At 58.6% G+C, this 23,248-nt stretch carries 19 protein-coding genes; 1 reads left to right on the top strand and 18 read right to left on the bottom strand.

Going from position 1 to position 23,248, the window contains the following annotated elements; translation table 11 throughout:
• Positions 1 to 14: 14 nt before the first annotated feature.
• Positions 15 to 866, bottom strand: coding sequence for an S-formylglutathione hydrolase (gene fghA / locus CCX46_RS05855; RefSeq protein WP_174245100.1), 852 nt, complete (start codon positions 864 to 866; stop codon positions 15 to 17).
• A gap of 90 nt (positions 867 to 956) precedes the next feature.
• Entirely contained in the window at positions 957 to 2,069 is a 1,113-nt protein-coding gene (locus CCX46_RS05850) for an S-(hydroxymethyl)glutathione dehydrogenase/class III alcohol dehydrogenase (RefSeq protein WP_007908835.1), read from the bottom strand.
• 116 nt (positions 2,070 to 2,185) lie between these two features.
• On the opposite strand from CCX46_RS05850, the gene CCX46_RS05845 reads away from it, so the two are divergent.
• Positions 2,186 to 3,082, top strand: coding sequence for a LysR substrate-binding domain-containing protein (locus CCX46_RS05845; protein ID WP_127926020.1), 897 nt, complete (start codon positions 2,186 to 2,188; stop codon positions 3,080 to 3,082).
• A 144-nt stretch (positions 3,083 to 3,226) separates the two neighbouring features.
• Here the strand turns inward: CCX46_RS05845 and ispD are convergent, their stop codons facing one another.
• The 16 genes from ispD to rseP form a co-directional block, all read right to left on the bottom strand.
• Positions 3,227 to 3,934, bottom strand: a complete 708-nt coding sequence (gene ispD, locus CCX46_RS05840) for a 2-C-methyl-D-erythritol 4-phosphate cytidylyltransferase (protein ID WP_127926019.1) — start codon at positions 3,932 to 3,934, stop codon at positions 3,227 to 3,229.
• On the bottom strand, positions 3,931 to 4,209 hold the full coding sequence (gene ftsB, locus CCX46_RS05835) for a cell division protein FtsB (RefSeq protein WP_007908838.1): 279 nt from the start codon (positions 4,207 to 4,209) through the stop codon (positions 3,931 to 3,933). The genes ispD and ftsB overlap by 4 nt, the downstream gene beginning before the upstream one ends.
• Positions 4,210 to 4,380: 171 nt before the next feature.
• On the bottom strand, positions 4,381 to 5,670 hold the full coding sequence (eno, locus tag CCX46_RS05830) for a phosphopyruvate hydratase (protein WP_042557893.1): 1,290 nt from the start codon (positions 5,668 to 5,670) through the stop codon (positions 4,381 to 4,383).
• 157 nt (positions 5,671 to 5,827) lie between these two features.
• Complete coding sequence (gene kdsA / locus CCX46_RS05825; RefSeq protein WP_016985082.1) at positions 5,828 to 6,673, bottom strand: 3-deoxy-8-phosphooctulonate synthase; 846 nt, start codon at positions 6,671 to 6,673, stop codon at positions 5,828 to 5,830.
• Between the two features lie 5 nt (positions 6,674 to 6,678).
• Positions 6,679 to 8,310 carry a CTP synthase gene (locus tag CCX46_RS05820; protein WP_034156321.1) on the bottom strand — a complete coding sequence of 544 codons (1,632 nt, stop codon included), beginning with the start codon at positions 8,308 to 8,310 and terminating at the stop codon, positions 6,679 to 6,681.
• A gap of 274 nt (positions 8,311 to 8,584) precedes the next feature.
• Positions 8,585 to 9,913 (bottom strand): tRNA lysidine(34) synthetase TilS, encoded by a 1,329-nt coding sequence (gene tilS / locus CCX46_RS05815; RefSeq protein ID WP_127926018.1) that lies wholly within the window; start codon positions 9,911 to 9,913, stop codon positions 8,585 to 8,587.
• 132 nt (positions 9,914 to 10,045) lie between these two features.
• Positions 10,046 to 10,993 carry an acetyl-CoA carboxylase carboxyltransferase subunit alpha gene (locus CCX46_RS05810; RefSeq protein WP_127926017.1) on the bottom strand — a complete coding sequence of 316 codons (948 nt, stop codon included), beginning with the start codon at positions 10,991 to 10,993 and terminating at the stop codon, positions 10,046 to 10,048.
• A 139-nt stretch (positions 10,994 to 11,132) separates the two neighbouring features.
• Positions 11,133 to 14,654, bottom strand: a complete 3,522-nt coding sequence (gene dnaE / locus CCX46_RS05805; RefSeq protein ID WP_127926016.1) for a DNA polymerase III subunit alpha — start codon at positions 14,652 to 14,654, stop codon at positions 11,133 to 11,135.
• Positions 14,655 to 14,730: 76 nt separating this feature from the next.
• Complete coding sequence (rnhB, locus tag CCX46_RS05800) at positions 14,731 to 15,357, bottom strand: ribonuclease HII (protein WP_127930358.1); 627 nt, start codon at positions 15,355 to 15,357, stop codon at positions 14,731 to 14,733.
• A gap of 11 nt (positions 15,358 to 15,368) precedes the next feature.
• Positions 15,369 to 16,499, bottom strand: coding sequence for a lipid-A-disaccharide synthase (gene lpxB, locus CCX46_RS05795; RefSeq protein ID WP_127926015.1), 1,131 nt, complete (start codon positions 16,497 to 16,499; stop codon positions 15,369 to 15,371).
• 2 nt (positions 16,500 to 16,501) lie between these two features.
• Positions 16,502 to 17,278 (bottom strand): acyl-ACP--UDP-N-acetylglucosamine O-acyltransferase, encoded by a 777-nt coding sequence (gene lpxA / locus CCX46_RS05790; protein WP_127926014.1) that lies wholly within the window; start codon positions 17,276 to 17,278, stop codon positions 16,502 to 16,504.
• Entirely contained in the window at positions 17,275 to 17,715 is a 441-nt protein-coding gene (fabZ, locus tag CCX46_RS05785; protein ID WP_003222142.1) for a 3-hydroxyacyl-ACP dehydratase FabZ, read from the bottom strand. Before fabZ ends, lpxA begins: the two co-directional genes overlap by 4 nt.
• Before the next feature lie 106 nt (positions 17,716 to 17,821).
• Complete coding sequence (gene lpxD, locus CCX46_RS05780) at positions 17,822 to 18,877, bottom strand: UDP-3-O-(3-hydroxymyristoyl)glucosamine N-acyltransferase (RefSeq protein ID WP_127926013.1); 1,056 nt, start codon at positions 18,875 to 18,877, stop codon at positions 17,822 to 17,824.
• A gap of 3 nt (positions 18,878 to 18,880) precedes the next feature.
• Positions 18,881 to 19,384 (bottom strand): OmpH family outer membrane protein, encoded by a 504-nt coding sequence (locus CCX46_RS05775; protein ID WP_007908849.1) that lies wholly within the window; start codon positions 19,382 to 19,384, stop codon positions 18,881 to 18,883.
• A 45-nt stretch (positions 19,385 to 19,429) separates the two neighbouring features.
• A complete protein-coding gene (gene bamA, locus CCX46_RS05770; RefSeq protein WP_127926012.1) occupies positions 19,430 to 21,805 on the bottom strand; it encodes an outer membrane protein assembly factor BamA in 2,376 nt (791 codons plus the stop codon).
• 74 nt (positions 21,806 to 21,879) lie between these two features.
• Positions 21,880 to 23,232, bottom strand: a complete 1,353-nt coding sequence (gene rseP, locus CCX46_RS05765) for a sigma E protease regulator RseP (RefSeq protein ID WP_127926011.1) — start codon at positions 23,230 to 23,232, stop codon at positions 21,880 to 21,882.
• Positions 23,233 to 23,248 lie beyond the last annotated feature (16 nt).

The following is a 23,248-nucleotide window of genomic DNA, read 5'->3' as shown; positions in this document are numbered from 1 at the left end:
TGATTCTACCCGCATTAACCGCGCAGAGCGCGTGCGTGATGCTGCAAGTGGTCGTCTATAAAGCTTGAGATGAAGAAATAGCTGTGGTCGTAGCCCGGTTGCAGGCGCAATGTCAGCGGATGGCCCGCTTGTTTTGCCGCTTGTTGCAAGGCTTCAGGTTTGAGCTGGGTAGCGAGGAAGTCATCGCGATCGCCTTGATCGACCAGCAGCGGCAGTTTTTCATCCGCCTCGGCGATCAGCGCACAAGCATCCCACTCTTTCCATTTCGAACGGTCTTCGCCCAGGTAGCGGGAAAATGCTTTTTGGCCCCATGGGCAATCCATCGGGTTATTGATCGGCGAGAACGCCGACACCGATTGGTACCGCCCCGGATTGCGCAACGCGCAGACCAACGCACCGTGGCCGCCCATGGAGTGGCCACTGATGCTGCGCTTGTCCGATGCCGGGAAATGCGCTTCAACCAGTGAAGGCAACTCCTGCACGACATAGTCATGCATCCGATAGTGCCGCGACCAGGGCTCTTGCGTGGCATTCAGATAGAACCCGGCGCCGAGGCCGAAATCCCATGCGCCGTCCGGATCACCCGGGACATCGGCGCCACGCGGACTGGTGTCCGGCGCAACAATGATCAAACCCAGTTCAGCAGCCATGCGCATCGCGCCGGCCTTCTGCATGAAGTTTTCATCGGTGCAGGTCAGGCCCGACAGCCAATACAGCACCGGCAACTTGCCGCCCTGCTCTGCTTGCGGTGGCAAGTAGACGGCGAACACCATGTCGCAGCCGAGCACGTCGGAGCGATGGCGATAACGCTTGTGCCAACCGCCAAAACTTTTCTGACAGGAGATGTTTTCCAGACTCATGGGGATTCTCCCAGCTGCAAGTGGCAAGCTTCGAGCTTCAAGAAAAGGCAAAAGCGCCTTTGCTTGCAGCTTGAAGCTTGTAACTTGGGGCTGCTTTTAGAAATGAATGACGGTACGGATGCTCTTGCCTTCGTGCATCAGGTCGAAGGCCTTGTTGATGTCTTCCAGACCCATGGTGTGGGTGATGAAAGTATCCAGCGGGATTTCACCGCTCTGAGCCATATCGACGTAGCTTGGCAACTCGGTACGACCGCGCACGCCGCCGAATGCCGAACCGCGCCAGACGCGACCGGTCACCAACTGGAATGGACGGGTCGCGATTTCCTGGCCAGCACCGGCAACACCGATGATTACCGACTCGCCCCAGCCTTTGTGGCAGCACTCAAGGGCGGCGCGCATCAGTTGCACGTTGCCGATGCACTCGAAGGAGAAGTCGACACCGCCATCGGTCATGTCGACGATCACTTCCTGGATCGGACGATCGAAATCTTTCGGATTCACACAGTCGGTTGCACCGAGTTGCTTGGCGATCTCGAACTTGGCCGGGTTGATGTCGATGGCGATGATGCGTGCAGCCTTGGCTTTCACGGCACCGATCACCGCAGACAGACCAATGCCACCCAGACCGAAGATGGCCACGGTGTCACCCGGTTTGACCTTGGCGGTATTGAGCACTGCACCGATGCCGGTGGTGACGCCGCAACCCAGCAGGCAAACCTTTTCCAGTGGCGCATCCTTGGAGATCTTGGCCACGGAGATTTCCGGCAACACGGTGTATTCCGAGAACGTGGAAGTACCCATGTAGTGGAAAATCGTTTCGCCCTTGTAGGAGAAACGCGAAGTGCCATCCGGCATCAAACCTTTGCCCTGAGTGGCGCGAATTGCCTGACACAGGTTGGTCTTGCCCGACTTGCAGAATTTGCACTGGCCGCATTCGGGGGTGTACAGCGGAATGACGTGATCGCCAACGGCAACCGAAGTCACGCCCTCGCCGATCGCTTCAACGATGGCGCCACCTTCGTGGCCAAGGATCGACGGGAAGATGCCTTCCGGGTCAGCGCCGGACAGGGTGTAGGCGTCCGTGTGGCAAACACCGGAAGCGACTACACGCAGCAACACTTCACCGGCCTTGGGCATGGCGACATCGACTTCTACGATTTCCAGCGGCTTCTTGGCCTCGAAGGCAACGGCGGCGCGCGACTTGATCATGCTGACTCTCCAGTGAATCCATTGAATAAAAAAACCAGACAGCCAGTGTAGTTCAGCGCCAACTGATTAATAATCCGGACAAATGCAAAATATTATTGCCGTACAGGGATAATCGAATGTCCGAAAACCGCTGGGAAGGCATCGACGAATTTGTTGCCGTTGCCGAATGCAGCCAGTTCACCGCCGCTGCCGAACGTCTTGGGGTTTCTTCCTCTCACGTCAGTCGACAAATCGTACGACTGGAAGAGCGCTTGCAGACGCGGCTGCTTTATCGCAGTACCCGTCGCGTGACACTGACCGAGGCCGGGCAGACCTTTCTGCAACATTGCCAACGCTTGCAGGATGGTCGCGAGGAAGCATTGCGCGCCGTCGGCGATCTGACCAGCGAACCAAAAGGCATGCTGCGCATGACCTGCGCCGTCGCCTACGGCGAGCGGTTTATCGTGCCGTTGGTGACGCGGTTCATGGGGCTGTATCCGCAGCTGCGCATCGATATCGAATTGAGCAATCGCCAACTTGATCTGGTGCATGAAGGGCTGGATCTGGCGATTCGCCTGGGTCGGTTGCAGGACTCGCGCCTGGTCGCCGCCCGGCTGGCGCCACGACGCATGTATCTCTGCGCCTCTCCGTCCTACGTTGAACGGTATGGCCGCCCACACAGCCTGTCGGAATTGAGTCGGCACAATTGCCTGATCGGCAGTTCGGACATCTGGCAGCTTGAGCAAAACGGGCGCGAGTTTTCCCAGCGCGTGCAGGGCAACTGGCGTTGCAACAGTGGGCAAGCAGTGCTGGATGCGGCGTTACAGGGAGTGGGGTTGTGTCAGTTGCCGGATTATTACGTGCTGGAGCATTTGCACAGTGGTGCGTTGATTTCGCTGCTGGAGGCGCATCAGCCACCAAATACGGCGGTGTGGGCGCTGTACCCGCAACAGCGGCATCTGTCGCCGAAGGTGCGCAAGTTGGTGGATTTTCTCAAGGAAGGATTGGCTGAGCGGCCGGAGTATCGAAGCTGAGTGATGGGTTGCCTGAACTATCGCTTTCGCGAGCAGGCTCGCTCCCACAGGGGATCTCCAGTGGATACAAAATTCGTGTTCGGCGTTATTCAAAGGTGGGAGTGAGCCTGCTCGCGATGGCGATTCAACAGGCACCACAAAAATTCAGCGGCGATTCGCCCAACGCTGACGCAACCATTCGAGATCTTCCGGCCGGGTCACCTTGAGGTTATCCGCCCGCCCCTCAATCAGACGCGGCTTCAGCCCCGCCCACTCCATTGCCGAAGCTTCATCGGTAATCACCGCATCCGCCACCAGACTGTCCGCCAACGCCCGATGCAACGCACCGAGGCGGAACATCTGCGGCGTATACGCCTGCCAGATCACGCTGCGATCGACGGTTTCCACCACACGACCGTGCTTGTCGACGCGCTTCAACGTGTCGCGCGCAGGGACGGCGAGCAAACCGCCCACCGGATCATCCGCCAGTTCATCCAGTAACTTGTCGAGATCATCGCGACTCAGATTGGGCCGTGCCGCATCGTGCACCAGCACCCAATCCTCATCATCAGCACCCTGCGCATGCAGGTGCAGCAAGGCATTGAGCACCGAGCCGGAACGCTCGGCCCCGCCCTCAACCCGCTGAATACGCGGATCGCTGACGCACGCCAGGTTCGGCCAGTAAGGATCATCAACCGCAAGACTGACCACCAGCCCTTTAAGGCTTGGGTGATCGAGGAAACAGCCGAGGCTGTGTTCGAGAATTGTACGTCCGCCCAGTTGCAGGTATTGCTTGGGACGGTCCGCGGCCATTCGGGCACCGACACCCGCGGCAGGAATCACGGCCCAGAAGGCCGGCAGGGAATTGATCATTGGGCCAACTGGTAAAGGGTTTCGCCGTCCTTGACCATGCCCAGTTCGTGACGAGCCCGTTCTTCAACGGTCTCCATGCCCTTTTTCAACTCGCTGACTTCAGCGTCCATCACTCGGTTGCGCTCCAGCAAACCTTCGTTCTCGGCGTGTTGATCAGCTATCTGCTGATTCAGCTCGGCGACTTGCGCCAGACTGCCATTACCCACCCACAGGCGGTACTGCAGACCGGCCAGTAGCAAGAGCAAAACGAGAAACAACCAGTAAGGACTGCGCATCGAATATCAGGTATCCAGTGAAAAAAAACAGCCACGCCAAAACTTTGAAGCATCTGATAGCACGAAGCCTGGAAGACCCAGGCTTGTGCTGTTAAGGCATCAGATTAGTGGCAAATCCATCGCTGTCACGACTTTTTCGACACAATCCGGTGTCCTTCCATCGATTTGTACTTAGCCGCGGAACTCGCTGCGACCGTTGTACTTGGCCTTGCCATTCAACTGCTCTTCGATACGCAGCAGTTGGTTGTACTTGGAAACGCGGTCGGAACGGCACAGCGAACCGGTCTTGATCTGGCCAGCCGAAGTGCCCACAGCCAGGTCGGCAATGGTCGAATCTTCGGTTTCGCCAGAACGGTGCGAGATCACTGCGGTGTAACCGGCAGCCTTGGCCATCTGGATGGCTTCCAGAGTTTCGGTCAGGGTGCCGATCTGGTTGAACTTGATCAGGATCGAGTTGGCGATCTTTTTGTCGATGCCCTCTTTCAGGATCTTGGTGTTGGTGACGAACAGGTCGTCGCCTACCAGTTGAACCTTCTCGCCGATCTTGTCGGTGAGGATTTTCCAGCCAGCCCAGTCGGACTCGTCCAGACCGTCTTCGATCGAGATGATCGGATAACGTTCGGTCAGACCTTTCAGGTAATCAGCGAAACCTTCAGCGGTGAACACCTGGCCTTCGCCGGACAGGTTGTACTTGCCGTCTTCGTAGAATTCGCTGGCCGCGCAGTCCAGGGCCAGGGTCACGTCGGTGCCCAGCTTGTAACCGGCGTTGGCCACAGCCTCGGAGATCACTTTCAGCGCGTCTTCGTTGGACGCCAGGTTCGGTGCGAAACCGCCTTCGTCGCCAACGGCAGTGCTCAGGCCACGGGCCTTCAGCACAGCTTTCAAGTGATGGAAAATCTCGGTGCCCATGCGCAGACCTTCCGAGAACGACTTGGCGCCAACCGGCTGCACCATGAATTCCTGGATGTCGACGTTGTTATCGGCGTGCTCGCCACCGTTGATGATGTTCATCATCGGCACCGGCATCGAGTAAACACCCGGCGTGCCGTTGAGGTTGGCGATGTGTGCGTACAGCGGCAGGTCCTGATCCTGTGCAGCAGCCTTGGCCGCAGCCAGGGATACGGCGAGGATGGCGTTGGCGCCCAGGGTTGCCTTGTTTTCGGTACCGTCGAGCTTGATCATCGCGTGATCCAGGGCTTTCTGGTCGCTTGGGTCGGTGCCCAGCAGCAGATCGCGAATCGGACCGTTGATGTTGGCTACCGCTTTGAGCACGCCCTTGCCCAGGTAACGGCTCTTGTCGCCATCACGCAGCTCGAGCGCTTCACGCGAGCCAGTGGATGCACCGGACGGCGCGCAAGCGCTGCCGATGATGCCGTTGTCGAGAAGCACGTCCGCTTCCACGGTGGGATTGCCACGGGAGTCGAGAACTTCACGACCTTTGATGTCGACGATTTTTGCCATTGTTGTAAACACTCCAAAGTTGACGAAAACGACGCAGCTAGAGGAAATCTTTTTACCGTCGGCAAGGGGTGTGCAGCGGGCAGACTTGCAGACGATAACGCTCATGCCCGAGGGCATGAGCGACAAATCGTGCGGTACTTTACCGGAGAATTGAGTCTTACGCGGTTTCTACCGTCGGAAAACTCTTCACCAGTTCGTCCAAAGCTTTGAGCTGGGCCAGAAATGGCTCCAGTTTGTCCAGACGCAAGGCGCAAGGGCCGTCGCATTTGGCGTTGTCCGGATCCGGATGCGCTTCGAGGAACAGACCCGCCAGCGACTGGCTCATGCCCGCCTTGGCCAGATCCAGAACCTGCGCACGGCGACCGCCCGCGGAGTCGGCACGACCACCCGGCATTTGCAGCGCGTGGGTCACGTCGAAGAATACCGGGTACTCGAACTGCTTCATGATGCCGAAGCCGAGCATGTCGACCACGAGGTTGTTGTAGCCGAAGCTCGAACCACGCTCGCAGAGGATCAATTGATCGTTACCCGCTTCCACGCACTTGTTCAGGATGTGTTTCATCTCCTGAGGCGCGAGGAACTGGGCTTTCTTGATGTTGATCACTGCATTGGTCTTGGCCATCGCGACGACCAGATCGGTCTGGCGCGACAGGAAGGCCGGCAGTTGAATGATGTCGCAGACCTCAGCGACGACCGCGGCCTGATCAGGCTCGTGGACGTCGGTGATGATCGGTACGCCGAAGGCTTGTTTGATGTCCTGGAAGATGCGCATGCCCTCTTCCAGGCCAGGACCACGATAGGAGGTCACAGAAGAACGGTTGGCCTTGTCGAAGCTGGCCTTGAACACGTAAGGGATACCGAGTTTTTCGGTGACCTTCACGTACTCCTCGCAAACCTGCATGGCCATGTCACGGCTTTCCAGCACGTTCATGCCGCCGAACAGCACCATGGGTTTGTCGTTGGCAATCTCGATGTCGCCGACGCGGATGATCTTCTGTGCCATCGGGGTTACGCCTTCTTCTGGTGTTGAGCCAACGCTGCTTTGACGAAGCCGCTGAACAGCGGGTGGCCATCACGTGGTGTGGAGGTGAACTCAGGGTGGAACTGGCAAGCGACGAACCATGGATGATCCGGAGCTTCAACCACTTCAACCAATGCCGCGTCAGCGGAGCGACCGGAAATCTTCAGGCCGGCTTCGATGATTTGTGGCAACAGGTTGTTGTTCACTTCATAACGGTGACGGTGACGTTCAACAATCACGTCCTTGCCGTAGCAGTCGTGCACCTTGGAGCCGGCTTCAAGCAGGCATTCCTGTGCGCCGAGACGCATGGTGCCGCCCAGGTCGGACGATTCGGTACGCACTTCAACGGCACCGGTTGCGTCTTCCCACTCAGTGATCAGACCGACAACCGGATGGCCGCTGGCGCGGTCGAATTCGGTGGAGTTGGCGTCTTTCCAGCCCATGACGTTACGAGCGAACTCGATCACTGCCACTTGCATACCTAGGCAGATACCCAGGTAAGGAACCTTGTTTTCACGAGCGTACTGAACGGCAGTGATCTTGCCTTCCACGCCGCGCAGACCGAAGCCGCCCGGTACGAGGATCGCGTCGACACCTTCGAGCAGCGCAGTGCCCTGGTTTTCGATGTCTTCGGAATCGATGTAACGCAGGTTGACCTTGGTGCGGTTGCTGATGCCGGCATGACTCATCGCTTCGATCAGCGACTTGTAGGCGTCCAGCAGCTCCATGTATTTGCCGACCATGGCGATGGTCACTTCGTGTTCCGGGTTCAGCTTGGCGTCAACCACTGCTTCCCACTCGGACAGATCAGCGCTGCCGCATTGCAGGCCGAAACGCTCGACAACAAAATCGTCCAGACCCTGCGAGTGCAGGATGCCCGGGATCTTGTAGATGGTGTCGGCGTCTTCCAGACCGATCACCGCGCGCTCTTCAACGTTGGTGAACTGGGCGATCTTGCGACGCGACGAAATGTCGATCGGGTGATCGGAACGGCACACCAGCACGTCTGGCTGCAGGCCGATCGAACGCAACTCTTTTACCGAGTGCTGAGTTGGTTTGGTTTTGGTTTCGCCGGCAGTGGCGATGTACGGCACCAGTGTCAAGTGCATCAGCATCGCGCGCTTGGCGCCGATTTCGAAACGCAGTTGACGGATGGCCTCGAGGAACGGTTGCGACTCGATGTCACCGACGGTGCCACCGATCTCGACCATTGCCACGTCAGCGTCACCGGCACCCTTGATGATGCGGCGCTTGATTTCGTCGGTGATGTGCGGGATCACCTGGATGGTTGCACCCAGGTAGTCACCACGGCGCTCTTTGCGCAGCACGTGCTCGTAGACACGGCCAGTGGTGAAGTTGTTGTTCTGGGTCATGGTCGTGCGGATGAACCGCTCGTAGTGGCCCAGGTCCAGGTCGGTCTCGGCGCCGTCGTGGGTGACGAACACTTCACCGTGCTGGAACGGGCTCATGGTGCCCGGGTCGACGTTGATGTACGGGTCCAGCTTCAGCATGGTGACCTTAAGTCCCCGCGCCTCCAGGATGGCCGCCAATGAAGCCGATGCAATGCCTTTCCCCAATGAAGAAACAACACCGCCCGTGACGAATATGTAGCGCGTCATGAAAAACCCTAGAAGTCTGCGTTAAAGCGGTACGAGCCGCCGGGGAAAGCGAAGGAAGGCCGAAGCCCCCGATCACCTGCATTAATCACAGTGCACCTTTCAAAAAAACCGCCGCGTTGGGACAGACCGGCAGGTGAAACACCGGTACGTTGCTCGCTACACATTTTTTGGAATCGCCCAGCAAAGACTGCTTGGTAATCGGCAACTCCTGCAATTCAGGCGAATCCACAGAAGTTGTATCAAGAAGGGAGCGTAGTCTACCGGAATGCTCCTTTCAGCTCAAACCTTGATCTTCGTCTGTTGGCAGCCAATGCAATTTCCAGCCGTCCTGCACATGACCATCAAGTCCCGGCAGGTTCGCCACCGCGAGCAATTCATCGTCGCGAAACAGCAGCGGCAATCTGCCACGGACGAAGCCCGGCACCGCGCGCTCATTGAGCAGGCGCTTGAGATCACGGTGGCCGCGATCCGCCAGATGCATGACTTCGCCGCCCTGCCGATAGCGAATCTGCAAAGGCCCGACGGGAGTTTGCCCGCTGAACATGACACGTCCGTTATCGCCCAAGCGTAGCGCTGACGCGGGGCTCTGCCACTCGCAGCCGATCACTGGCGTGCGCAGCCAGTCACCGCTGAGCCACCACAGACGACCGGCACTGCGGTGCAACTCGCCATCGGCCAGACGCCAGATTGGCGCTGCGTCATGAGCGGCGTCGCACAGATTCGCCCATCCCGACCAATGGTCGGTGTCCGGCAGGCGCGTCAGCGGTTCGAGCCAGTGACTGAGGGCGTTTCGCTGGCGGGCGGCAGACAACGCCGCCAGCGGCGCCAACGCCAGCGACGGCAATCCCAGCCATTGGAAATCATGGGCGGTTGCCGCCTGCGCCAGATCAATCTGCGCCAGCTCATCGAGCAAGCCCTGCGCTTCACGCAGATGCGCGGCGCTGCGGGCCATGCTCACCTGCGCTTGCGGCCAGCGCCCGGTCAGCAGCGGCATGACTTGATGGCGCAAGTAGTTGCGCGAGAACTGCCGATCCTGATTCGATGGGTCTTCGATCCAGTTCAAGTGATGAGCCTGCGCATACGCTTCCAGCTCGGAACGAGAGACATCCAGTAACGGACGAATCAGTGTGCCCTGCCCGACTGGTCGCTGCTTGGGCATCCCCGCCAATCCGCGCACACCCGCACCACGCATGAATCGAAACAACAGCGTTTCCGCTTGATCATCACGATGCTGGCCAGTGAGCAACACGTCATTGGCTTGCGTCAGCGCACTGAACACGGCGTATCGCGCATTCCGCGCCGCCCGCTCCAGACTCGCGCCCGGTTGCACCCTCACCCGCTCAATCAGCAACGGCACCCCCAGCGCATCGCATACGGATTGGCAATGTGACGGCCACGCATCGGCTGCAGCCTGGAGGCCATGATGGATATGAACTGCGCTTAGCGGTGGGAGGGATTCGCTCGTTGCAAGAGAGGCCAGCAGATGCAGCAGGACGGTGGAATCCAGGCCACCAGAGAAGGCGATGCGCCAATGAGCGGCATTGCGCCAAGGCTCAAGAACCCGCAACAAGCGCGAAGGCAAATCAATCATGGACTGACCCATATTTAACTCTTTGCCCCAAAACAAATGTAGGAGTGAGCCTGCTCGCGATAGCGGTGTGACAGCCAACACATTGGTTGAATGTTACGCCCTCATCGCGAGCAGGCTCACTCCTACAGAGGTATTGCGTTCGACTTAGAGACCGTAGCTCATCAGTCGATCATAACGGCGCTTCAACAGCGCTTCGTTATCGAACTTCTTCAGCATCGCCAGTTGCGAGCTCAGCTCGGCACGGATCGATGCAGCGGCGGCAGCCGGATCACGGTGTGCGCCGCCCAGAGGCTCGCCGATAACTTTATCGACGATGCCCAGACCTTTCAGACGCTCGGCGGTGATACCCATCGCTTCAGCAGCATCCGGCGCTTTTTCTGCGGTTTTCCACAGAATCGAAGCGCAACCTTCCGGCGAGATCACCGCGTAGGTCGAATACTGCAGCATGTTCAGTTGGTCGCAGACGCCGATCGCCAATGCACCGCCAGAACCGCCTTCACCGATAACGGTGGCAATGATCGGGGTCTTAAGACGCGACATCACGCGCAGGTTCCAGGCAATCGCCTCGCTCTGGTTACGCTCTTCAGCGTCGATACCTGGGTAGGCACCCGGGGTGTCGATGAAGGTCAGGATCGGCATCTTGAAACGCTCGGCCATCTCCATCAGACGGCAAGCCTTGCGGTAGCCTTCCGGACGCGGCATGCCGAAGTTGCGGCGAACCTTCTCGCGCACTTCACGGCCTTTCTGGTGACCGATGATCATCACCGGCTGATCGTCCAGACGGGCGATGCCGCCAACGATGGCGGCGTCGTCAGAGAAGTGACGGTCGCCGTGCAGTTCGTCGAACTCGGTGAAGATGTGCTGGATGTAGTCGAGGGTATAGGGGCGTTTCGGGTGACGCGCCAGGCGTGCGATCTGCCAGCTGGTCAGCTTGCCGAAGATGTCTTCGGTCAGCGTCTTGCTCTTGTCCTGCAGGCGGGAGATCTCATCGCCGATATTCAGCGAATTGTCATTACCGACCAAGCGCAACTCTTCGATCTTGGCTTGCAGGTCGGCGATCGGCTGTTCGAAATCTAGAAAATTCGGGTTCATAGGCGTCCGTCTTGGGTCGTGTCCCAAATGAGCTTGGGCCGGCCGGTTGTCTATTCGCGCCCTACCTTAAGGGAGAGGCGCGCTGAGGTCGAGATTAAAAATTCAGGTTGCGGGCAAGCGCAGTAATGGCACTCGCCGGTCAACGGTATTGGAGGAAGACGTTGTCTCGCCCGAACTGGTCACGCAGAGCCTGAATCAAGGCATCTGCCGGGTCGATCCGCCACGTCTCGCCAAACTGCAGCAAGGTCTTCGCATCCGGGCTGGTGTACTCCATGGTAATCGGGCACGCGCCGCGATGACGCTTGAGCAAATCACCCAACCAGCGTAGCTGATCGCCTTTCAGATCCTGGGTTTGCAGCTTCAGGCGCAGGCTCTCGGCGAGGTTGGTGCGCGCATCTTCCATGCTCATCACGCGCTTGACCCGCAAGCGCAGGCCGCCGGAGAAGTCGTCGTTGCTGACCTCACCTTCGACCACCACCATCGCGTCAGTCTGCAACAACGACTGCGCAGAATGGAACGCATCGGCAAACAGCGACGCCTCGATCCGCCCCGAGCGGTCGTCGAGGGTGATGAAACCCATCTTGTCGCCCTTCTTGTTCTTCATCACCCGCAGGGCAATGATCATCCCCGCCACGGTTTGTGTATCCCGGGCCGGCTTCAGGTCGATGATGCGCTGACGGGCGAAACGGCGGATCTCGCCTTCGTATTCGTCGATCGGGTGACCGGTCAGGTACAGGCCCAAGGTGTCTTTCTCACCCTTGAGACGCTCCTTGAGGGTCAGCTCCTTGGCCTTGCGATGGGACGCGTAAACGTCGGCATCTGCCTCGACGAACAACCCGCCAAACAGGTCGGCGTGACCGCTGTCGTGGGTGCGGGCGGTCTGTTCGGCAGCCTTGATCGCCTCTTCCATCGCCGCCAGCAGCACGGCGCGGTTACGGTCGATGTTGGCTTGATAAGCCTTTTGCTCGTCGTGGAAGTACGGGCCCAGACGATCCAGCGCACCGCTGCGGATCAGACCGTCCAGCGTGCGTTTGTTGATGCGCTTGAGGTCGACCCGCGCGCAGAAGTCGAACAGATCCTTGAACGGACCTTCCTGACGCGCTTCGGTGATCGCTTCCACCGGGCCTTCACCGACCCCCTTGATCGCGCCGAGGCCATACACGATGCGGCCATCGTCGTTCACCGTGAACTTGAACTCCGAAGTATTCACATCCGGCGCGTCGAGACGCAGCTTCATGGTGCGAATTTCTTCGATCAAGGTCACGACCTTGTCGGTGTTGTGCATATCCGCCGAGAGTACCGCGGCCATGAATGGCGCCGGGTAGTGGGCTTTCAGCCATGCCGTTTGGTACGACACCAGACCGTAAGCGGCGGAGTGGGATTTGTTGAAGCCGTAACCGGCGAATTTTTCTACCAGGTCAAAGATGTTACCGGCAAGGTCGGCGTCGATATTGTTGGTCGCGCAACCCTCAATGAAACCGCCGCGCTGCTTGGCCATCTCTTCGGGCTTTTTCTTACCCATGGCGCGACGGAGCATGTCCGCACCGCCGAGGGTGTAACCGGCCATGACCTGAGCAATCTGCATCACCTGTTCCTGATACAGGATGATGCCGTAAGTCGGTGCCAATACTGGCTTGAGGCCTTCGTACTGGTAATCCGAGTGCGGGTACGCCAATTCGGCGCGACCGTGCTTACGGTTGATGAAGTCGTCCACCATGCCGGACTGCAGCGGGCCCGGACGGAACAGGGCCACCAGTGCGATCAAGTCTTCCAGGCAGTCGGGCTTGAGCTTTTTGATCAGCTCTTTCATGCCGCGCGATTCAAGCTGGAACACCGCAGTGGTTTCAGCTTTCTGCAACAACGAGTACGTCGGTTTGTCGTCCAGCGGGATAAACGCGATATCCAGCGGCGGCTCGTTGACCTTGGCGCGGTCGCGGTTGATGGTTTTCAGCGCCCAGTCGATGATCGTCAGGGTCCGCAGACCAAGGAAGTCGAACTTCACCAGGCCGGCGGCTTCGACGTCATCCTTGTCGAACTGGGTAACCAGGCCGTCGCCGGCCTCGTCGCAATAGATCGGCGAGAAGTCAGTCAGCTTGGTCGGGGCAATAACCACACCACCGGCGTGTTTACCGACGTTACGCACGACGCCCTCGAGCTTGCGCGCCATCTCCCAGATTTCTGCCGCCTCTTCATCGACCTTGATGAAGTCACGGAGGATTTCTTCCTGCTCGTAGGCTTTTTCCAGGGTCATGCCGACTTCGAACGGAATCATCTTCGACAGACGATCCGCCAGGCCGTAGGACTTGCCCTGCACCCGCGCCACGTCACGCACCACCGCTTTTGCGGCCATGGAACCGAAGGTGATGATCTGGCTTACCGCGTTGCGGCCGTATTTCTCGGCCACATAGTCGATCACCCGGTCACGACCGTCCATGCAGAAGTCGACGTCGAAGTCGGGCATGGATACCCGTTCCGGGTTAAGGAAACGTTCGAACAGCAGGTCGTATTCCAGCGGGTCGAGGTCGGTGATCTTCTGCACGTAAGCCACCAGCGACCCGGCACCCGATCCACGGCCAGGACCTACCGGCACGCCGTTGTTCTTGGCCCACTGGATAAAGTCCATCACGATCAGGAAGTAACCTGGGAAGCCCATCTGGATGATGATATCCAGCTCGAAATTCAGCCGATCGACATAGACCTGACGCTTGGCTTCGTAGTCTTCGGTGGTGTCTTTGGGCAGCAGCACCGACAGGCGCTCTTCGAGACCGTCGAAGGACACCTTGCGGAAATATTCATCGATGGTCATGCCATCGGGGATCGGGAAGTTGGGCAGGAAGTGAGTGCCCAGCTTCACTTCGATATTGCAGCGCTTGGCGATCTCGACGGTATTTTCAATCGCGTCGGGAATATCGCTGAACAGCTCGATCATTTCCTCGGCGCTTTTCAGGTATTGCTGATCGCTGTAATTCTTCGAGCGCCGCGGATCGTCGAGGGCGCGGCCCTCACCGATGCACACGCGGGTTTCATGGGCGGCGAAGTCTTCCTGCTTGATGAAGCGCACATCGTTGGTCGCCACCAGCGGCGCGCCGAGCTTGTCGGCGAGGGCAACGGCGCCGTGCAATTGCTCTTCATCGTTGGGACGGTTGGTGCGCTGGATTTCCAGATAGAAACGATCCGGGAACACCGCCATCCACTCGCGCGCCAAGGCTTCGGCCTCAGCGGGGTTGCCGCCGATCATGGCCATGCCGATCTCGCCTTCTTTGGCGGCGGACAGCATGATCAGGCCTTCGTTGGCTTCGGCGACCCACTCACGCTCGACGATGATCATGCCGTTGCGCTGGCCTTCGATGAAGCCGCGCGAGATCAACTCGGTGAGGTTGCGATAACCCTTGGCGTTCATCACCAGCAGGCTGAGCCGGCTCAGCGGTGCATCCGGGTCTTTGTTCGACAACCACAGGTCGGCGCCGCAGATCGGCTTGATGCCTGCGCCCATGGTGTTTTTATAGAATTTGACCAGGGAACACATGTTGTTCTGGTCAGTGACCGCGACGGCAGGCATGTTCATGCCGGTCAGCGCCTTGACCAGTGGCTTGATCCGCACCAGCCCGTCGACCAGCGAGTATTCAGTGTGCAGGCGTAGATGAACGAATGAAGCCGGCATAGTGATCCTGTCCAGTTACATAGAGACAACAAGGCCCGGATTGTACCGGGCCTCGAACAAAACATCAGCCTTGCGACTAAACCTGTGTCAGGCCTTCGAGCGCTTCATAAGCCTGACGCACCGGGGCGAACGAGCGTCGGTGAATCGGCGTCGGGCCGAGACGTACCAAGGCTTCCAGATGAACGGGCGTCGGGTAGCCTTTATGGCCGCCGATGCCGTAACCCGGGTAGATCAATTCGAAAGCAGCCATTTCGCGGTCGCGACTGACTTTAGCGAGAATCGACGCAGCAGCAATCGCCGGCACCTTGCCGTCGCCCTGCACCACCGCTTCGGCGCGCATCGGCAACTGCGGGCAGCGGTTGCCGTCGATCATCGCCAGTTTCGGCTGAATGTGCAGGCCGGCGACCGCGCGCTGCATGGCCAGCATGGTCGCGTGGAGAATGTTCAGCTCGTCGATTTCTTCGACTTCGGCGCGGGCGATGCACCAGCTCAGGGATTTCTCGATGATTTCGTCGTAGAGCTTTTCGCGCTTGGCTTCGGTGAGCTTCTTCGAATCGTTAAGCCCGAGAATCGGGCGGTTCGGATCGAGGATCACCGCTGCCGTGACCACGGCACCGCACAACGGGCCGCGACCGACTTCATCGACGCCGGCGACCAGTTCGTCGACTTCGGCGACCAGGGTGAAATCCAGGCCCATCTGCATGCTTGTCTTGCTCATCGTGTCTGACCGATCAGGTTAAGGACGGCGTCCGCCGCCTGATTGGAGGCATCCAGCCGCAGCGTGCGATGGATCTCGTCGAAACCGCGTGTTTGTTCTTCGCCACCGTCGATCAGCGGCGACAGCGTCTGGGCCAGCGCTTCGACCGTCGCATCATCCTGCAACAATTCCGGGACCAGCAGACGCTGGGCCAGCAGATTCGGCAAGGACACGTACGGGCTCTTGACCATGCGTTTGAGGATCCAGAACGTCAGCGGCGCCAAGCGATAAGCCACCACCATCGGCCGCTTATACAACAGCGCTTCGAGGGTGGCGGTGCCGGAGGCGATCAACACCGCATTGCATGCCGCCAGGGCAAGATGGGATTTGCCATCGAGCAGGGTCACCGGCAGATCCCGGCCAGCGAGCAGCTCTTCAAGCTGCGCGCGGCGTTCCGCATTGGCGCACGGAATGACAAAGCGCAAACCCGGGCGCATCGCACGTAGACGTTCGGCAGTATCGAGGAACAGCGCGCCGAGGCGGGACACTTCACCGCCACGGCTGCCGGGCATCAGCGCCACCAGCGGGCCGTCGGGCAAGCCCAGTTCGGCACGGGCCGCAGCGCGATCAGCTTCCAGTGGGATGGTATCGGCCAGCGTGTGGCCGACGAACCGTACCGGTACGCCTTTCTCTTCGTAAAATCTGGCTTCGAATGGCAACAGCGTCAGCATCAGATCGCAACCTTCGCGAATCTTCAGTACACGCTTCTGCCGCCATGCCCACACCGAAGGGCTGACGTAATGCACGGTTTTGATCCCGGCCTGACGCAGCTTCAATTCAATGTTGAGATTGAAGTCCGGTGCATCGATACCGATGAATACGTCCGGCTTCTCGGCGATCAGCGTGGCGATCAGATCCTTGCGGCGCTTGAGCAACTCGCGCAGGCGACCAAGGACTTCCACCAGTCCCATCACCGACAGACGCTCCATGGGAAAGTACGAAGTCAGGCCTTCAGCCTGCATCAACGGCCCGCCGACGCCGATGAACTCGACCGCCGGATGTTGTGCCTTGAGGGCGCGCATCAGACCGGCGCCGAGAATGTCACCGGAAGCTTCACCCGCCACCAGCGCAATACGCAGATTGGCCATGATCAGCGCGTGATGCCGCGAGTCGACGACTGGATGGAGTCGCGGAATATCGCCACTTCCGGGTACTGCGCAGCAGGTTCAGTGAGTTCGGCCAGCGCCTGCTCAACCGTCAGGCCTTGGCGATAGACGGTTTTGTAAGCGCGACGCAGGGTATGAATCGCGTCTTCGCTGAAACCGCGACGGCGCATGCCTTCGAAGTTCATGCTGCGTGCTTCGGCAGGGTTGCCGAACACGGTGACGAACGCCGGAACGTCCTTGCCGATCGCAGTGCCCATACCGGAAAAGCTGTGAGCGCCGATGTGGCAATACTGGTGAACCAGGGTGAATCCGGAAAGGATCGCCCAGTCATCCACATGTACATGCCCGGCCAACGCGGTGTTGTTGACCAGAATGCAGTGATTGCCGATGACGCTGTCATGCCCGATGTGGGCATAGGCCATGATCAGGTTGTGATTGCCCAGCGTGGTTTCCGAACGGTCTTGCACGGTGCCACGGTGAATGGTCACGCCTTCACGGATAACATTGTGGTCACCGATCACCAGGCGGGTTTCTTCGCCCTTGTACTTCAGATCGGGCGTGTCTTCGCCTACCGAGGAAAACTGGTAGATGCGATTGTGCTTGCCGATGCGGGTCGGGCCTTTGAGGATTACATGCGGCCCGATCACGGTGCCCTCGCCGATTTCCACACCTGCGCCGATGATCGACCACGGGCCGACCTCGACGCCGTCAGCCAGAACGGCCGACGGATCGATGATTGCGCGAGGGTCAATCAAACTCATAGCTTGCGTTCCGCACAGATGATTTCAGCCGAGCAGACCGGCTTGCCATCGACCGAAGCCTGGCATTCGAACTTCCAGATCTGGCGCTTGCAACTGATGAACTTGGCTTCGAGGATCAGCTGATCGCCCGGCAACACAGGCTGACGGAAGCGCAGCTTGTCGGAACCGACGAAGTAGTAAAGCGTGCCGTCGGCAGGCTTCACATCAAGCATTTTGAAACCGAGGATCCCGGCAGCCTGAGCCATCGCTTCGATGATCAGCACGCCCGGCATGATTGGATGCGCAGGGAAGTGACCATTGAAGAACGGCTCATTGATGCTGACATTCTTGTAGGCGCGAATGCGCTTGCCTTCAGTGTCCAGTTCCACCACCCGGTCCACCAGCAGGAACGGGTAACGGTGAGGCAGGTATTCGCGAATCTCGTTGATGTCCATCATTTCGGGGGGAAGCCTATGTAAAGATTGGGAGCGCGACTGACGCGCACTCCTCTAGCAAATCAAGGAGGCAGTCTAGCGGCTGTGCACACTTGATATGGAAATGGTATCAGCCATCTGATGAAGCATTGCCGTCAGGGGTCACTTCCCCTACGCGCTTTTCCAGCTGTTTCAAACGCCGCGCGATATCATCGAGCTGACGAATGCGGGCCGCGCTTTTGCGCCATTCGGCCGCCGGTTGCATGGCTGTGCCGGAAGAATAGGCACCCGGCTCGGTAATCGAGTGGGTCACCATGGTCATCCCGGTCAGGAAAACGTTGTCGCAAATATCAATGTGGCCGACCAGCCCGACACCGCCGGCGAGCATGCAATGCTTGCCGATTTTGGTGCTGCCGGAGATCCCGACGCACGCTGCCATCGCGGTGTGATCACCGACCTGAACGTTGTGGGCAATCTGGATCTGGTTGTCGAGCTTCACGCCATTACCGATTACGGTATCGGCCAGAGCGCCACGGTCGATGGCGGTATTCACGCCAATCTCGACATCGTCGCCGATGGCCACGCCACCGATCTGCGCGATCTTCTGCCAGATACCTTTTTCGTTGGCGAAGCCGAAGCCTTCACCACCAAGCACGGCACCGGACTGAATCACTACGCGCTTGCCGATGCGTACATCGTGATACAGCGTCACGCGTGGAGCGAGCCAGCCGCCCTCACCGATTTCGCTGCGTGCACCGATGACGCAATGCGCGCCCAGTGTCACTTGCGCACCGATCCGCGCGCCGGCCTCGATCACCACGAAAGGACCGACGCTGGCGGTTGGATCAACCACTGCGTCCGCCGCAATGACCGCCGAAGGATGGATACCCGCAGTGGCTTTTGGCTTGGGATCGAACAAGTGTGAGATGCGTGCGTAAGCCAGATAAGGATCAGGCACCACCAACGCATTACCGGCAAAACCCTCGGCATCGGCCTCTTTGAGCAGCAGTGCTGCTGCCTGCGAGCCTGCCAGGTATTTGCGATATTGAGGGTTTGCCAGAAAGCTCAACTGAGCTGGGCCAGCCTCTTGCAAAGTGGCTAGCCCAGTAATTTGCTTCTCAGGGTCGCCACGCAGGGTGGCGCCGAGGAACTCGGCCAACTGGCCGAGCTTGATAGTCACGGTCATGGGTTACTTCAGCTGATTCATGCGCTCGATAACCTGGCGCGTGATGTCGTACTGTGGTTTGACATCAATCACTGCGCCACGCTCGAACACCAGGTCAAAACCACCTTTCTTGATGACTTCTTCCACTGCGCTATCCAGTTTCGGCTTCAGTTGCTTGAGCATTTCGCGGTCGGCAACAGCTTTGGCTTCGTTCAGTTCCTTGGACTGGAACTGGAAGTCACGGGCCTTTTGCTTGAATTCCAGCTCCAGACGCTCACGTTCACCTTGCTGCATTTTGTCGCCACCGGCCATCAGACGGTCCTGAATACCCTTGGCGCTGCTTTCCAGCGTTTTCAGTTTGGTCAGTTGCGGGCCGAACTTCTTCTCGGCATCCACGGCGTACTTCTTCGCTGCGTCGGATTCGAGCAAGGCCATCTGATAGTTCAGAACAGCGATTTTCATGTCGGCAAATGCCGGGCCTGCCACCATCAAGGAGGCCAGGAGAACCAATTGAGTCAACTTACGCACGATGCACTCCTACAAAATCCATTGTCGTTATCTTGGGTCAGACGCTTAGAACGTCTGGCCGAGGGAGAATTGGAACACTTGAGTTTCAGCCTCATCCGGCTTCTTGATCGGCATGGCCAACGCGAAGCTCAGAGGACCCAGTGCGGTGACCCAGGTCACACCCACACCGACGGAACTGGCCATGTTGCTCAGGCTGATGTCGTTGCACTTGGTGTTCGACGTCGAGCCGTTCGCATTGGTAGTGTCCTTGCACTGCGAGTCAAATACGTTACCCACGTCCCAGAATACCGAAGTACGCAGGGAGCGCTGATCTTTCACGAATGGCAGCGGGAACAGAACCTCGACACCACCCTGGATCAGGACGTTACCACCGAACGGCAGCGGATCCTGGTCGGGGTCAGCAAGCGTGCCCGGGTTGGTACCACGGCTCGGCGTACTGCGTGGACCGAGGGTGCTGTCCTTGAAGCCACGAACCGAGTTGAAACCACCAGCATAGTAGTTTTCATAGAACGGCAAGCCGTCGGTTCCACCGTAGCCGTCGCCATAACCCAGCTCGGTATGCAGGCGCAGGGTGTAGTTCTCGCTGATCGGCTGGAACAGCTGACCGCGATAATCAAGCTTGTAGAACGACAGGTCGCTGCCCGGCACGGTGGTTTCCAGGGTCAGGCTCTGGGAACGGCCACGGGTCGGCAGTACGCCTTTGTTCAGGGTGGACTCGGACCAGCCGGCCGACGCCTTGAAGTTCAGGTACTTGTCGCCTTCCTTGTTAACGAAGTCGAAAATCTCGTCAACGGTGTAGGTACCGGTCTTGATCTCGTCCTGTTGAACCGACAGGCCAAAGGTCAGACGCGAAGTTTCGCTGATCGGGTAGCCAACGTTGACGCCGGCACCCAGGCTGTCTACCGCATAGCTTGCTACATCGACGTCGAGGTCTTTGTAGTCAGTGGTGCGATAGAACGCGTTGTAACCCAGGCTCACGCCATCGGCGGTCCAGTACGGGTCAACGTAGCCGAAGTTGTAGCGGCTCTGATATTCGCTGCGGGTCAGGCCGATGCTGACGCGGTTACCAGTACCGAGGAAGTTGTTCTGGGTGATCGAACCACCGAGGATCAGACCGGCACTCTGGGCGAAACCGACACTGGCGGTAATCGAACCGGAAGCCTGTTCTTCAACGGCATAGTTCACGTCAACCTGGTCGTCGACACCTGGCACAGCCGGGGTTTCAACGTTGACTTCCTTGAAGAAGCCCAGACGCTCAAGACGAGTCTTGGATTGGTCGATCAGGTAGGTCGAAGCCCAGCCACCTTCCATCTGACGCATTTCACGACGCAGCACTTCGTCCTCGGACTTGGTGTTGCCACGGAAGTTGATGCGGTTGACATAGGCACGCTTGCCCGGATCAACAGCAAACAGGATGTCGACGGTGTGGTCATCATCATGCGGCTGCGGTACGCCGTTGACGTTGGCGAAGGTGTAACCCTCGTTACCCAGACGGCGGGTGATCAGCTCGGATGTGGTGGTCATCAGCTTGCGCGAGAACACCTGGCCTTTCTGCACCAGCAGCAGGGACTTGACCTGATCTTCAGGAACTTTCAGGTCACCGCTGAGCTTGACGTCACGAACGGTGTATTTCTCGCCTTCGGTGACGTTGACAGTGATGTAGACGTGCTTCTTGTCCGGGGTGATGGACACCTGGGTCGAAGCGATATCCATGTTGATATAGCCACGGTCCAGATAGTAGGAACGCAGACGTTCCAGGTCACCGGAAAGCTTTTCACGGGCGTACTTGTCGTCGTTCTTGAAGAACGACAGCCAGTTGGTGGTTTTCAGTTCGAACAGGTCGGTCAGGTCTTCCTCGGGGAAAACCGTGTTGCCCACCACGTTGATGTGCTGAATGGCGGCAACGGTACCTTCGTTGATCTTCACTTTCAGACCAACGCGGTTACGCGGTTGCGAGACCACTTCGGTATCGACCGTAGCCGAGTAGCGACCTTGCGCGACGTACTGACGCTGCAGTTCGTTACGCACACCTTCAAGGGTGGCGCGCTGGAAGATCTCGCCTTCGGCCAGACCGGATTGTTTGAGACCTTTCATCAAGTCTTCAGTGGAGATCGCCTTGTTGCCTTCGATCTCGATACTGGCGACCGACGGACGTTCGACGACCGTGATGACCAGAACGTTGCCTTCGCGACCCAGCTGGATATCTTGAAAGAAACCGGTTTTGAACAACGCACGAGTGGATTCCACCAGGCGACGATCATCCGCCTGCTCACCGACGTTCAACGGCAAGGCACCAAAAACGCTACCCGCGGAGACCCGCTGGAGGCCATTGACGCGAATATCAGAGATAGTGAAGGACTCGGCGTGAACTTCGGCGATCATCAATACGGTGAGAACCGCAGTTAGCAGCAGACGTTTCATGAAGTCCTTTCTTATTCCAACTGGCAATAAACAAACTGCCGCAAAATGCGGCAGATTCGCAATTCAGCGAAGCGTTACAGTCGACCCAGATCGTTGACCAGAGCAAGCAACATCACCCCGACCACCAAACTGATACCGATCTGTATCCCCCAACCTTGCACCCGATCCGACAAGGGACGACCACGCGCCCACTCGATCAGATAAAACAACAAATGCCCCCCATCCAATACAGGAATGGGCAGCAAATTCAGAACGCCCAGGCTAATACTCAGATAAGCAAGGAAATTCAGGAAATCAGCGACGCCCGACTGGGCAGAAGCGCCCGCCACTTTAGCAATGGTTATCGGTCCACTCAAGTTTTTTACCGAGAGCTCGCCGAACAGCATTTTCTTTAGCGAATCGAGCGTCAGAATGCTCATGGTCCAAGTGCGACGGGCACCCTCGCCAATCGCAGCCAGAGGCCCGTAACTGACCTCGCGAATCATCTCCGGCGGCCAGTCGACAGCTTTTACGCCCGCCCCCAGATAACCGCTTGGCGATTTGCTTTCACCACGCGCCGCCAGCGTCACCGGGACGTCGATTTGAGCACTGTCGCGCTCGATGCGCAGCATGATTTTGGTATCAGGACGCGTACGAACGGTGTCGACCACCTGCTGCCAGTCATTCAGCGCCTGACCATCGAGAGCCAACAGGCGGTCACCGGTCTTCAGGCCAGCCGCCTGGGCCGGGCCTTTCGGATCGAGCTCGGCGAGCACCGGCGGCAAAGCCGGGCGCCATGGACGGATACCCAGCGAGCGGATCGGATCCGGCTCATCAGCGCCTTTGAGCCAGTTATCCAGCTTCAGCTCACGCGGCGAATCCGCAGTAGAACCCTGTTCACGCACCAGCAATTGCAGAGAACCGCTTTCGCCAAGGCGTCGGACCAATTGCAGATTGACCGCCGCCCAACCGGAAGTCGGTTCACCATCGACCGCGACAATTTCCTCACCTGCACTCAAACCGGCACTGGCAGCGATACTGCCGGATTCAACCGCACCGATGACCGGGCGCACCTGCTCGCTGCCGAGCATGGCCAAGACCCAGAAGAACACCAACGCCAACAGGAAGTTGGCAATCGGGCCGGCCGCAACAATAGCGATACGCTGACGCACGGATTTGCGGTTGAACGACTGATCAAGCTGATCGACCGGCACTTCGCCTTCGCGCTCATCGAGCATTTTGACGTAGCCGCCCAGCGGTATCGCCGCGACCACAAACTCAGTGCCCTGCTTGTCGTGCCAGCGCAGCAGCGGCATGCCGAAGCCTACGGAGAAACGCAGAACCTTGACGCCACAGCGACGCGCGACCCAGAAGTGGCCGAATTCGTGAAAGGTGACCAGCACACCCAAGGCGATCAGGGTGCCGGCAATCATATAGAGCGCGCTCATCTACTTTCTCCGCAAT

This window comes from Pseudomonas sp. RU47, assembly GCF_004011755.1.
Classification (GTDB): domain Bacteria; phylum Pseudomonadota; class Gammaproteobacteria; order Pseudomonadales; family Pseudomonadaceae; genus Aquipseudomonas.
Note: the sequence above shows the minus strand (reverse complement) of the source record. Positions and strands in the feature narration are given on the sequence as shown.